Here is a 13,051-nt window from a genome sequence, read left to right on the forward strand (position 1 = left end):
GCCTGTTGTCCCGTTCCTGCCCTGCGCTGCCATGACCCTCGCCACCGCCTCCTCGCGCCCCGCCCCCGTCCTGCCGCCTCCCATGCGCCTGTCTGGCCTGGAGCCGGTGGAGATCGGCAGCGGCAGCCTGTTCGTCAACGTGGGTGAGCGCACCAACGTGACCGGCTCCCGCGTGTTCGCCAAGATGATCCTGGCCGGCGAGTACGAGAAGGCCTTGGCCGTGGCCCGCCAGCAGGTGGAGAACGGCGCCCAGGTCATCGACATCAACATGGACGAGGCCATGCTGGACAGCAAGGCCGCCATGGTGCGCTTCCTGAACCTGATCGCTGGCGAGCCGGAGATCGCCCGGGTGCCAATCATGATCGACTCCTCCAAGTGGGAGGTGATCGAGGCCGGCCTGAAGTGCATCCAGGGCAAGGGCATCGTCAACTCCATCTCGCTCAAGGAGGGCGCGGCGGAGTTCAAGCGCCAGGCCACGCTGGTGCGCCGCTACGGTGCGGCCGCGGTGGTGATGGCCTTTGACGAGCAAGGCCAGGCCGACACCTTCGCCCGCAAGACCGAGATTTGCGCCCGCGCCTACAAGGTGCTGGTGGACGAGGTGGGGTTCCCGCCTGAGGACATCATCTTCGACCCGAACATCTTTGCCATCGCCACCGGTATCGAGGAGCACGACAACTACGCGGTGGACTTCATCGAGGCCACGCGCTGGATCAAGGCCAACCTGCCCGGCGCCAAGGTGAGCGGCGGGGTGTCCAACGTGAGCTTCAGCTTCCGCGGCAACGAGCCGGTGCGCGAGGCCATCCACACGGTGTTCCTGTACCACGCCATCCAGGCGGGCATGGACATGGGCATCGTCAACGCCGGCATGGTGGGCGTGTATGACGACCTGCCGGCCGAGCTGCGCGAGCGGGTGGAAGACGTGGTGCTCAACCGCCGCAAAGACGCAGGCGAGCGCCTGATCGAGATTGCCGAGAGCGCCAAGGGCGCCGCCAAGGATGACAGCGCCAAGCTGGCCTGGCGCGGCACGGCCGAGCAGCCGGTGCCGGTGGAGCAGCGCCTGTCGCACGCGCTGGTGCATGGCATCACCGATTTCATCGACGCCGACACCGAGGAGTGCTGGCAGGCCATCCAGGCCCGGGGCGGCCGGCCGCTGCACGTGATTGAAGGCCCGCTGATGGCCGGCATGAACGTGGTGGGCGACCTGTTCGGCGCCGGCAAGATGTTCCTGCCGCAGGTGGTCAAGAGCGCCCGCGTGATGAAGCAGGCCGTCGCCCACCTGCTGCCCTACATCGAGGCGGAGAAGGCGGCGATGGCCGCCGCCGGCGGCGACGTGAAGCCCAAGGGCAAGATCGTGATCGCCACCGTCAAGGGCGATGTGCATGACATCGGCAAGAACATCGTCACGGTGGTCCTGCAGTGCAACAACTTCGAGGTGGTCAACATGGGCGTGATGGTCCCGTGTCAGGACATCTTGAAGAAGGCGCGCGAGGAAGGGGCGGACATCATCGGCCTGTCGGGCCTGATCACCCCCAGCCTGGAGGAGATGCAGCATGTGGCCGCCGAGATGGAGCGCGACCCCTGGTTCCGCGAGCGCGCCACGCCGCTGCTCATTGGCGGCGCCACCTGCAGCCGGGTGCACACGGCGGTGAAGATCGCCCCGAACTTCAGCGGCCCGGTGGTGTACGTGCCCGATGCCTCACGCGCCGTGGGCGTGTGCTCCGATTTGCTGAGCGAGGAGCGCTCGGCCGGCTACCTGAACGAGCTGCGCGCGGACTACGAGCAGGTGCGCCGCCTGCATGCGGGCAAGAAGGTGGCGCCGCTGATCCCGCTGGCCCAGGCCCGCGCCAACAAGACGCCGATCGACTGGCGAGAAACGCCGGCAGCGCCCAAGTTCATCGGCCGGCGCGAGTTCCGCAACTTTGACCTGGCCGAGCTGGCCAAATACATCGACTGGGGCCCCTTCTTCCAGACCTGGGACCTGGCCGGCCCCTACCCGGCCATCCTGCAGGATGCGGTGGTGGGTGAGGCGGCGCGCAAGGTGTTTGCCGACGGGCAGGCCATGCTCAAGCGCATCATCGACGGCCGCTGGCTGCAGGCCAATGGCGTGATCGCGCTGCACCCGGCCAACACGGTGGACGACGACGTGATCGAGGTCTACGCCGACGAATCCCGTGAGCAGGTGCTGCTGCGCTGGGCGCCGCTGCGCCAGCAGAACGAACGGCCGGTGGTGGACAGCGTGCCGCGCCCCAACCGCAGCCTGGCGGACTTCATCGCCCCCAAGGGCGTGCAGCCGGACTACATCGGCCTGTTCGCCGTGACGGCCGGCCTGGGCGCCGAAAAGCGGGCGGCGGAGTTTGAAGCCGCGCACGACGACTATTCGGCCATCTTGCTCAAGGCCCTGGCCGACCGCCTGGCCGAAGCCTTTGCCGAGTGCTTGCACCAGCGTGTGCGCACCGACCTGTGGGGCTATGCCGCGGGTGAGGCGCTGGGCAACGAGGAATTGATCGCCGAGAAGTACCGCGGCATCCGCCCGGCGCCGGGCTACCCCGCCTGCCCCGACCACGGCGTGAAGGCCGGCATGTTCGAGGTGCTGGACGCACCGGCCATCGGCATGGGCCTGACCGAAAGCTGGGCGATGACGCCGGCCGCCAGCGTGAGCGGCTTCTACCTGGCCCACCCGCAGGCGGTCTACTTCAATGTGGGCAAGGTGGACGACGGCCAGGTGGCCGCCTGGGCCGGGGCGCTGGGCTTGCCCTTGGAGGCGGCCCAACGCCGGCTGGTCTCGGTGTACGAGGGCAAGCCGGGCGTCTCGCCGTAAAAGCTGGCGTTGAGCTGGGTCTCCCACACCAGGTAGGCCCGGTAACGGTGGAAGAGGTCCACATCCACCGTGCCGGGGTCCTGCCAGAAGTCGGCCAGCTCGCCGGTGTGCACCAGGCCCGGCACGTCATAGACCGAGTCGCCCAGGGTGATGACCGGGGTGCGGTGGTAGAGCGACTGCAGGCCGGTGGTGCTGTTGACCGTGACCACGCCCGCCGCATGCTGCAGCAGCGTGGGCAGGTGCTGGTCGTGCAGGTAGTGCACCCGCCCGGCGATGCCATGCTGGTCAGCCAGGCGCTCGATCAGCTGGCGGTAGTCGTTGTAGGGCCGGTCCAGGGGATGGTGCTTGAGCACCAGCAGTTTGTCCTGCGGCGCATGGGCGGCAAACGAGTCCATCACATGCTCGATGAACCCGGCCACATGGTCATACGGCGAGTAGCAGCGGATCTGGCTGTCGTTGTAGACCTGCAGGGGCACCAGGAAGTAGCGCTTGTGTTGGTCGGGCGCCGACAGGTAGGGCAGCATGGCGGCCTCGGCAAAGTGGTTCTTCCACTTGCGGTAGCCGCCGCGGACCCAGCGCAGGCCTTCGCTGACGGGGCCCAGGTCCCGGTGGTGCTTGTAGTGCGGGTAGGCCTTGCGGCCGTGACGCTCCGCCCAGGCGTAAGTCATGGAGATGTCGGCCACCACGCTGAACTGCTGGCGCGTGGGACGCGGGGCGGGGATGACCTGCGGCACCCAGTCACGGTAGAACTGCGGATCGCGCGGGATGCGCGACTCGGCGTTGACGCCGCCCAGCTCCAGGGTCACATAGTCGGGACGGACGTAACCCTCCTCGAACACGAAGACGTCAACCTGCCGGGCCCGGGCGCGCTGGATGGCGGTCTCGTGCATCCAGCGGTTCTGACCGAAGAGCACCACGGCGTCGACCGCGTGGCGCTGCAGCAGTTCGTCCAGGCAATCCCCCCAGGCGGAAGCCGGGTCGCGAAAGTGCGTGACACCCGGGCCGTCGTAGAAGTGGTCGTCGCCGGCATTGAAGTTGACCTTGTGCACCTGCTGGCCGTGGTCGACCAGCGTGTTGCGCAAGCGCCAGAAGAACGGCCCCATGGGCCCCTGCAGCAGCAGCGTGGAGCTGCGCGCCAGCAATTGGTCCAGTGAAGTCGGGATCATGGCGGTCGGTGGAGGGATGTGGCCGGACGATGAGGGGAGACGACGCGGACCGCGGGCGGACGGACTCCAAGATCCAAGCAAGTCCTGCGCCCAAATATCCCCGTCGTGGTCTGACGGACTTGCGCCGGTGAATTCACCAGCGCGGCCCGGCATCCGTTGTGTATGACGCCAGTCTAGTGCCTTGCCGGCCGACAGGCCTTCCCTCAGTCAAGGGTCTGGCCGACCACGCCCAGACAAGGGACAAGCGGCCACCGCTAGCCCAAGCGGCTGCGACGGCGCTCCACCCCCCAGCGCAGCACACGGCGCCAGACCCGCCGCCACAAGGGCGTGGGCTGCCCGCCGGCATGGCGCGCCCAGTCGGCCAGGTCTTCCAGGGTGCGTTCAGCTTGGCAGAACTGGCCGCTGTCGCGCTGCAGGTAGGTGGGATAGAGCAGCAGGGTGGCCGCCACCAGCGCATCCAGCGGCAGCTGCCGCCGGCGGCGGCCCACGGGGCAGCGGTCCTCGGTCAGTCCCCAGCCCGCGTAAAAGGGCTGGCCCCAGGTGACCACCGCACGGCCCCGCATCAGGGCTTCAAAGCCAGCCAAAGAAGTGAGCACATGCACTTCATCGACTTGGTCCAGCACGTCGGGCATGGGCACGTCGGCCAGGCACTCGTCACACCAGCGGGTGGCGGCGTCTTCGCCCTGGCCCTGGCGACGCAGGCCGGCCAGCACGTCAGGATGGGGTTTGTAGACCACCCAGGCCTGGGGTCGCGCGGCACGGACGGCCTGCAGCAGCCCCATGTTGGTGCAAACCTCTGGGGCTGCGTGACGCAGGGCGGCATCGGATTCGACCTGTCCGACGACCAGCACCACCTGGCGGGCCTGCGGTGGGCGACGCCAACGGCCCTGTCCCACGTTGTACTTGGTCAGCCGCAGGGCCAGGATGCGCTCGCGCAGGCGGGCGGCGCGGGCCAGCAGCTCTGGCGGGAAGGGGTGGGTCTGCAGCAGGCGCTCCAGGTCAGAGGGCTGGCGGGCGTCGTAATGCAGGCCGTGGTGGTCGGCCACCCAGGACACCGGGCGCACCAGGTCCGCCCCCAGGCCCACGGAGCGCAGAAAGCCATCTTCCAGCCGCAGCACGCTGGCCGGCGGGCGCTCCTGCGTCCAGTCCGGCAGTGGCTGGAGGCCCCAGAGCACCAGGTGGGCGCCCGCAGGGGCCGGCACTTCGGGCGACTGGAAGCGTACCTGCGAGCCGGCCAGGAACTGCCGCACCAGCGGCCGCTTCCAGCCGCTGAAGCCCAGCGCCACCAGGCGCGGCGCAAAGCGCTCGCGCTGCTGCCGCTGCCAGCCCATCCAGTCCATCAGGGCCTCGACCTCGCAACGCTGGCCGGTCTCGGGGTGGCGGTAGCGGGCATAGCGGGCCAGCGCGGCCAGGGCCAGGGCAGGCAGGGGCACGGGCCGGCGCCAGTCCGGCGCAGGCCGGTCGTCGGCGGTCAGGCCGCGGCCGGCGTAGAAGGGCATGCCGAAGCAGCGCACCGGCCGGCCCCAGAGCAGCGCCTCGAAGCCCATCTGGGAGGTCACGACATACACCGCGGCCACCTTTTGCAGCAGCGAGGGCGGGTGGCAGGGCCGGGCCAGCAGGTGCACGCGGTCCGGCCAGCGCAGGCGTTGGGGATCGAAGTGGCCAGACTTGCGCCCGGCCAATACGTCGGGGTGGACCTTGAGCAGCACGCGCTGCCCGGGGTGCTCGTCGAGCGCGGCCTCCAGCATGCGCTGGAAACTGGCCGCCTCGGCCTGCCCAAAGGCAATGGAGGCGTCGCCGGCGGTCTGGTCGACCACCAGCACATCGCCCGCACGGGCCCAGCGGGGATGCTCGCGGGCCTGGTTGTACTTGGACAGGCGCAGCGCGCACCAGCGCTCCAGCAGGTGCTGGCCGCGCTCCAGGTCGGCCGGCTCGAGGGGCAGGTCGAGCAGGGCATCCAGGCGGCTGGGCTGGCCGGCGTCGTAGTAGATGCCGCGGTCGTCGAGCACCAGGCCCAGGGGCGGTGACTCGTCACCCAGGCCGACCGAGCGCAGGAAGGCGTCTTCCAGACGCAGCAGGGGCAGGCCGTGCGCACGGCCCCAGCGCTCGGCGCGCTCGGCGCTGGGCTTGCGGCCCCAGGCCAGTACGGCCTGGGCTTGGCGGGTGCGCCCGGGGCGCAGCAGGGTGTAGCCCTGCAGCAGCGTGGAGAGGCCGCCGATGTCACGCACCCCCTGCCCATGGGCCACCACGTGGCGCCAGGGTGCCAGCGCCAGGTCCGGGGAGAGATCGTCCATGCGGGGCGGGTGCGCGATCAGGTCACCGTCGGGCGAGCCGGCCGCAGCGCGGGCCGGGTCGACGGACGGTCAGAAGCGGTCAGAGGCCCCAAGCCGCGAAGTGGGGGTTGTCAAAGCCCGGCTTGCCGTAGCGCAAGGGGCTGCCGTCGGCCACCACCTGCACCCGGCCGCCGGCGGCGCGCAGCACGGCGTCACCGGCGGCGATGTCCCACTCCATGGTGCGGCCCAGGCGGGGGTAGACGTCGGCCTCGCCGGCGGCGACCAGACAAAGCTTGAGCGAGGAGCCCGCATTGGTGCGGGAGGCCACGGCGCGCCCGGCCAGGAAGGCATCGAGCGCGGTCTCGTCGCCATGGGAGCGGCTGGCCACCACCGTCAGGCCTTGGGCCGGAACAGCGCGGCAGGCGATGGCGCGGCGGCCCTGGGCATCCTCCAGCCAGGCGCCCTGGCCCTGCACGCCGCCAAACAGGCGACCGATGGCAGGGGCGTAGACCAGCCCGGCCACGGGCACGCCACCTTCAACCAGGGCGATGTTGACGGTGAACTCGCCGTTGCGGCTGATGAACTCCTTGGTGCCGTCCAACGGGTCCACCAGGAAGAAGCGGTCGGCCACCTCAGGCACCTGGCCTGCGGCCACGGCCTCCTCGGCCACCACCGGGATGCCGGGGGCCAGACGGGCCAGCCCCGCCAGGATGACGGCCTCGGCGCGCTGGTCGGCCTGGGTCACCGGGGAGTCGTCGCCCTTGCGGGTGACGTCGAAGTCGGTGGCGTAGATGTCCATGATGACCTGACCGGCTTCGCGGATCAGGGGAACCAGGGCGTCAAGCAGTTCGGCCAGATCGTGACGGGATGCACTCATGACGGGGTGGGCTCTCAAGGTGGGGATGCGCGATTGTGCAAGCCGCGTGGCAGAATTTCGCTCCCTAAAAGTTTTATTGTCTCAACTTGTCCACCCCGAGCCATCGCACCGTGGAAGAGCTCAACGCCCGCCGTCGGCGGGCGGTGCAGTTGCGGGTGGATGGGATGAGCCTGAGTCAGATCCACCGCCAGACCGGCCTGAGCGTGCCCACCATCCTGAAGGCCGTAGAAGCCTTCGAAACCGGCGGCTGGGGCGCCATCGAGGTGGCCGGCCGCGGCCGGCCCAGGGGCCAGGGTCGCGCCCTGGCGCTGGCGCAGGAGGTGGTGCTGCGGGACTTGGCCCTGGACCCGGCAGGAGCGGTCGACGGCCCGCGCGGCCTGTGGCGCGCCGCCACCCTGCAGGACCTGGCGCAGCGCCGCTGGCAAACCGCGCTGGAGCCGCGGGCTGCCGCCCGCCTGCTGGAGCGTTGGGGCATGGCGCTGCAGCCGCTGCGCACCCTGGCCAGCCGCCATGGCGCCGGTGCGGCCTGGTTGGCGCAGGCGTGGCAGGCACCAGAAGCCTCGGGCAAGGCGGCGCCCCTGCATTTGTGGGCCGGCGCCCTGCCCCATCCGGACCGTCCAGCCCCTGCGGGGGTGCTGGTGGCCGTCAATGCCCGTGGCTCGGTGGCCTGGTGGCCGGTGGCCTCGCTGCAGCAGGTGGAGGGCTACCAGGCTTTCCTGGGCCGGCTGCTGGCCGACCACCCGGAACAGCCGCTGCGGCTGCACCTGCATGGCCCCGACTTCAGCCGCGTGCCGGCCATGATGCAGTGGCTGCAGGCCCATCCGCAATTGCAGTGCCGCCCCGGTCCGGTGGCGCCGGCACGCCGCATGGCGCCAGAGCCGCGCCCGACGCCGCCCGCCACCGCGGCGGGCGCGACGGCAAACCCTTCGCCGGCGGCCGCCACCGCGGCGGCGCCACCGTCTCTGCGTGCGCCGGCGGCCGGCGCCGCGTCCGCGCCTGCCGGCGCTCCGCCCGCCGCCCGCCCAGCGCAGGCTCCGGTCTCCCTCTCTCACCCCTTCCTTCACCCCAGAACGGACATCCCCATGAACCTCACCCACCTGCAGCGGCTGGAAGCCGAGAGCATCCACATCATGCGCGAGGTCGTCGCCGAGGCCGACAACCCGGTGATGCTGTACTCCATCGGCAAGGATTCGGCGGTGATGCTGCACCTGGCGCGCAAGGCCTTCTACCCGGCCCCGCCGCCCTTCCCCCTGCTGCACGTGGACACCACCTGGAAGTTCCGGGCGATGTACGAGATGCGCGACCGCATGGCCAAGGAGATCGGGATGGACCTGCTGGTCTATCACAACCCGGAAGCCCAGGAGATGGGCATCAACCCCTTCGACCACGGCTCGCAGATCCACACCGACATGTGGAAGACCCAGGGCCTGAAGCAGGCGCTGGACAAGTACAACTTTGACGTGGCCTTCGGCGGCGCCCGCCGCGACGAGGAGAAGAGCCGCGCCAAGGAGCGCATCTTCTCGTTCCGCAGCGCGCAGCACCGCTGGGACCCGAAGAACCAGCGCCCGGAGCTGTGGAAGCTCTACAACGGCCGCAAGCAGAAGGGCGAGTCGATCCGCTGCTTCCCGATCTCCAACTGGACTGAGCTGGACATCTGGCAATACATCTACCTGGAGAACATCCCCATCGTGCCGCTGTACATGGCGGCAGAGCGCCCGGTGGTGGACCGCGACGGCACGCTGATCATGGTGGACGACGAGCGCTTCCCGCTGCGCCAGGGTGAAGTGCCGATGATGAAGAGCGTGCGCTTCCGCACCCTGGGCTGCTACCCGCTGTCTGGCGCCGTGGAGTCCACGGCCAGCACCCTCAAGGACATCATCCAGGAGATGCTGCTGACCAAGACCTCCGAGCGCCAGGGCCGCATGATCGACCACGACAGCGCCGCCTCCATGGAGAAGAAGAAGCAAGAGGGCTATTTCTGACGGCCCCCACGCTCCCTGCCGGTCGCTGCCCCCCGAGGGGGCTCGCGCAGCGGACCGGCAAAGCCGGATCCGCGCACGCCACTTGACTGAACACCCCAATTCCTAAGGAATCAACATGGCCCACGTTTCGGACCTGATTTCCACCGACATCGAGCAGTACCTCAAGCAGCACGAGAAGAAGAGCCTGCTGCGCTTCATCACCTGCGGTTCGGTGGACGACGGCAAGTCCACCGTCATCGGCCGCCTGCTGTACGAATCGAAGATGCTCTTCGAGGACCAGCTGGCCGCCATCGAGAACGACTCCAAGAAGTGGGGCACCCAGGGCGGTGACATCGACTTCGCGCTGCTGGTGGACGGCCTGGCGGCCGAGCGCGAGCAGGGCATCACCATCGATGTGGCCTACCGCTTCTTCAGCACCGACCGCCGCAAGTTCATCGTGGCCGACACCCCGGGCCACGAGCAGTACACGCGCAACATGATCACCGGCGCCTCCACCGCCGATGTGGCCGTGATCCTGATCGACGCGCGCAAGGGCGTGCTGACCCAGACCCGCCGCCACAGCTACCTGGTGAGCCTGATCGGCATCCGCAAGGTGGTGCTGGCCATCAACAAGATGGACCTGGTGAACTTCTCGCAGGAGACGTTCAACAAGATCAACGAGGAATACCGCGCCTTTGCCAAGCAGATCGGCCTGGAGGACATCACCTCCATCCCGCTGTCGGGCCTCAAGGGCGACAACATGACCGAGCCCAGCGTCAACACCCCGTGGTACCACGGCCCGACGCTGATGGGATTCCTGGAAACCTGCGAGATCGACGAGACCCGTCTGCAGGGCCTGCCCTTCCGCCTGCCGGTGCAGTGGGTCAACCGCCCGAACCTGGACTTCCGCGGCTTCTGCGGCCAGATCGCCAGCGGCTCCATCAAGCCGGGCGACCGCATCCGTGCCCAGCCCTCGGGCCAGGAAAGCACCGTCACCCGCATCGTGGACATGCGGGGCGACCTGGAGCAGGCGGTGGCCGGCCAGAGCGTGACCATCACGCTGGCCGACGAGATCGACATCTCGCGCGGCAACGTCATCTCCACGGCCGACAGCCCGGCCGAAGTGGCCGACCAGTTCGAGGCCACCGTGGTCTGGATGACCGACGAGCCCATGCTGCCGGGCCGGCCCTACCTGCTCAAGATCGGCACCCAGACCGTCTCGGCCACGGTGACCGAGCCCAAGTACAAGGTCAACGTCAACACGATGGAGCATCTTGCAGCCAAGCAGCTGGAGATGAACGAGATCGGCGTGGTCAACCTGGCCCTGGACCGTCCCATCGCCTTTGACCCCTACAACGTCAACCGTGACACCGGCGGCTTCATCCTCATCAACCGCCTGACCAACAACACGGTGGGCGCGGGCATGATGCACTTCGCCCTGCGCCGCTCGCACAACATCCACCTGCAGCATGTGGATGTGAACAAGCAGGCCCGCGCCCTGGCCAAGGGCCAGAAGCCGGGCGTGCTGTGGTTCACCGGCCTGTCGGGCGCGGGCAAGTCCACCATCGCCAACCTGGTCGAGAAGAAGCTGCACGCGCTGGGCCGCCACACCTACCTGCTCGATGGCGACAACGTGCGCCACGGCCTGAACAAGGACCTGGGCTTCACCGAGGCCGACCGCGTGGAGAACATCCGCCGCGTGGCCGAGGTGGCACGCCTGATGGTGGATGCCGGCCTGCTGGTCATCACCGCCTTCATCAGCCCGTTCCGCTCCGAGCGCGCCATGGCCCGCAGCCTGATGGCCGAGGGTGAATTCATCGAGGTGCATGTGGACACCCCGCTGGAAGTGGCCGAGGACCGCGACGTCAAGGGCCTCTACAAGAAGGCGCGCCGCGGCGAGATCGCCAACTTCACCGGCATCTCCAGCCCCTACGAGGCGCCCGAGGCCCCGGAGCTGCGCGTGAACACCACGACCTGCTCGGCGGACCAGGCCGCCGACGAGGTCATCGCCAAGCTGCGCCAGCTGGGCATGATCGACTGAAGCCGGCCGCCGGCCGGCTCACCCCGCGCCGGTGCCTGCCGATGTGCCTGACGGGGTCCGCTTGCGGACCCCGTCGTCCATGTGCCGGCCGCGCGGCCTCCCGGCCACGACCGACGCCCCTTCCTCACGCCCACCCCACGACCCCATGACACTGGCCCAGATCATCGTGTTCGCCAGCCTGGCCTGGCTGATCGTCGAACTCATCCGCGACAAGCGGTCACCCGGCGCGCTGTTCGCCGGCGTGGCCTTCCTGTACCTCATGCTGGACTACATCAGCATGAAGGACGCACTGCGGCAGTTCACCAACAACGGGCTGATCACGGTGGTCGTGTTGCTGCTGCTGACCATCGTGCTGGACAAGTCCCGCATGCTGGAGCTGATGGCCGACAAGCTGGTGCGCGGCCCCTACCGCTGGGCGCTGATCAAGCTCTATGGCGCCACCGCGCTGTACTCGGCCTTTCTCAACAACACGGCGGTGGTGGCCTCGCTGATCGGGCCGCTCAAGGGCAACCGCGAGCACAGCGCCTCGCGCCTGCTCATGCCCATGTGCTTTGCCGCCTCGCTGGGCGGCATCCTGACCCTGGTGGGCACCAGCACCAACCTGCTGGTCAACAGCCTGCTGGCAGGGCGCAAGATGCCTGAACTGCAACTGTTCGACCTCTTCCCAGTGGGCATCCTGATCGTGCTGGCCTGCGGCGCGGTGATGGTGCTGCTGTACCCCCGGCTGCTCAAGGCCCAGCCGCCGGCCGAGGAAGCGGTGAGCGACTACTTCCTGGAGGCGCACGTCCAGCCCGACTGCCCCCTGATCGGCAAGACCATCGAAGAAGTGGGCCTGCGCAACCTGGGCCACCTGTTCCTGACCGAAGTGGTGCGCGGCGACTACGTCATCGCGCCGGTGGAGCCCGACCGCTTCGTCAACGCCGGCGACATCCTGGTCTTCTCCGGCGACGTCACGCGGGTGGACCTGCTGGCCCGCTTTGCCGGGCTGAAGATCCATGCGCACCATGACGAACTGCCCATGGACAACCTGGTGGAGGTGGTCATCGCCGCGGGCTCCTCGCTGGCGCGCCGCACCATCCGCGAGGTGGACTTCCGCTCGCACTTTGACGCTGCCGTCATCGCCGTGCGCCGGGGCGCCCAGCGCCTGGGCGGCTCCATCGGCAACACCCGCCTGGAGGTGGGAGACGCCCTGGTGCTGGTGGTGGGCCAGGACTTCGAGAAGCGCAACAACCTCAGCCGCAACTTCGTCATCGTCAGCCGGCGGGAGGTGCAGAAGTTCGTCAACCCGCGCAAAGGCCTGTACTCGATGCTGGGCTTCATCGCTGTCATCGCCCTGTCGGCCTTCGAGGTGGTGGACTTCCTCAAGGGCATGATGCTGCTGCTGGCCATCTTCCTGGCCACCGGCCTGGCCCGGGTGGCCGACCTGCGACGCAACGTGCCTTGGGAACTGATCATGATCATCGCCTCCTCGCTGGTGATCTCCGAGGTCATGATCAACACCGGGGTGGCCAAGCTCATGGCCAGCGGCCTGCTGGGCGGGGCCGAGCAGTTCGGCCCCTACGGCGCCCTGGCCATCCTGCTGCTGGTCACCTGGATCCTGACCGAGCTGATGAGCAACAACGCCGCGGCGGCCCTGGCCTTCCCGGTGGCCCTGGGGGTGGCCGACCAGCTCGGGCTCTCGCCCATGCCCTTCATCATGGCCGTGCTCTACGGGGCCAGCTGCAGCTTCATCACGCCCTACGGCTACCAGACCAACCTCATGATCCAGGCCCCGGGCCGCTACACCCTGGGCGACTTCGTGCGCACCGGCCTGCCCATCGCGCTGGTGTTCAACGCCGTGGCCCTGGTGGCCATCCCGGTGTTCTTCCCCTTCCGCTGACACCGGACCGGGGCGCGGTCCGGCCGCGCCCCCTGC

At 69.0% G+C, this 13,051-nt stretch carries 6 protein-coding genes and 1 pseudogene; 4 read left to right on the forward strand and 3 right to left on the reverse strand.

The window, feature by feature from the left end:
• The first annotated feature begins 31 nt into the window (after positions 1 to 31).
• Positions 32 to 2,818: a methionine synthase gene (gene metH / locus G3A44_RS12170; RefSeq protein ID WP_163457795.1), complete on the forward strand. Its 2,787-nt coding sequence runs from the start codon at positions 32 to 34 to the stop codon at positions 2,816 to 2,818.
• 56 nt (positions 2,819 to 2,874) lie between these two features.
• On the opposite strand, the pseudogene G3A44_RS23550 reads toward metH, so the two are convergent.
• The 3 genes and pseudogenes from G3A44_RS23550 to cysQ all read right to left on the reverse strand — a co-directional run.
• Positions 2,875 to 4,137 (reverse strand): annotated as a pseudogene (locus G3A44_RS23550) (capsule polysaccharide biogenesis protein); the annotation flags it as partial.
• A gap of 101 nt (positions 4,138 to 4,238) precedes the next feature.
• Positions 4,239 to 6,278 (reverse strand): capsule polysaccharide biogenesis protein, encoded by a 2,040-nt coding sequence (locus G3A44_RS12180; RefSeq protein ID WP_163457797.1) that lies wholly within the window; start codon positions 6,276 to 6,278, stop codon positions 4,239 to 4,241.
• Between the two features lie 79 nt (positions 6,279 to 6,357).
• Positions 6,358 to 7,134 carry a 3'(2'),5'-bisphosphate nucleotidase CysQ gene (gene cysQ, locus G3A44_RS12185; protein WP_163457798.1) on the reverse strand — a complete coding sequence of 259 codons (777 nt, stop codon included), beginning with the start codon at positions 7,132 to 7,134 and terminating at the stop codon, positions 6,358 to 6,360.
• Between the two features lie 1,082 nt (positions 7,135 to 8,216).
• Between cysQ and cysD the strand changes: the two genes are divergently transcribed.
• The 3 genes from cysD (at position 8,217) to G3A44_RS12200 (ending at position 13,015) form a co-directional block, all read left to right on the forward strand.
• Positions 8,217 to 9,116 (forward strand): sulfate adenylyltransferase subunit CysD, encoded by a 900-nt coding sequence (cysD, locus tag G3A44_RS23560; RefSeq protein WP_239061847.1) that lies wholly within the window; start codon positions 8,217 to 8,219, stop codon positions 9,114 to 9,116.
• 115 nt (positions 9,117 to 9,231) lie between these two features.
• Positions 9,232 to 11,136 carry a sulfate adenylyltransferase subunit CysN gene (gene cysN, locus G3A44_RS12195; protein WP_163457799.1) on the forward strand — a complete coding sequence of 635 codons (1,905 nt, stop codon included), beginning with the start codon at positions 9,232 to 9,234 and terminating at the stop codon, positions 11,134 to 11,136.
• A gap of 145 nt (positions 11,137 to 11,281) precedes the next feature.
• Complete coding sequence (locus G3A44_RS12200) at positions 11,282 to 13,015, forward strand: SLC13 family permease (RefSeq protein ID WP_163457800.1); 1,734 nt, start codon at positions 11,282 to 11,284, stop codon at positions 13,013 to 13,015.
• The last annotated feature ends 36 nt before the right edge of the window (positions 13,016 to 13,051 follow it).

Origin of the sequence: Ideonella livida, from assembly GCF_010499455.1 — a bacterium.
Classification (GTDB): domain Bacteria; phylum Pseudomonadota; class Gammaproteobacteria; order Burkholderiales; family Burkholderiaceae_C; genus Ideonella; species Ideonella livida.